Source organism: Sphingobium sp. SG1 (genome assembly GCF_057063145.1).
Window position 1 is genome coordinate 1 of sequence record NZ_JBVVOJ010000114.1, and the last position, 241, is coordinate 241.

At 65.6% G+C, this 241-nt stretch carries 1 protein-coding gene; it reads right to left on the reverse strand.

Annotated elements, in window-relative coordinates; all coding sequences use genetic code 11:
- Positions 1 to 241: molybdopterin-dependent oxidoreductase (locus AC0KVN_RS27765; protein WP_483656887.1), on the reverse strand; the 241-nt coding region annotated here is incomplete at both ends.

The window sequence follows — 241 nt, forward strand, 5'->3', positions numbered from 1 at the left end:
GCTGCTGTCGGCGCAAGCTGCGGTGACCTGGTCCAGCTGGGTCCAGTCGACGGCCTTGCCTTGCAGAGTGCTGTGCAGAGCATGCAGCCAGCGCCAGCCTTCGCGAACGAGCATGTTGGCGTCGTAGTAGGTCGGATCGAAGACCTGGAAGAAGCGCTGGGCGCGCCCTTCAAGGCTGACCAGGGTGCCGTCGCCTTCAGTGAAGCTGGCGGCCGGCAGCACCAGATGGGCACGTTCGACG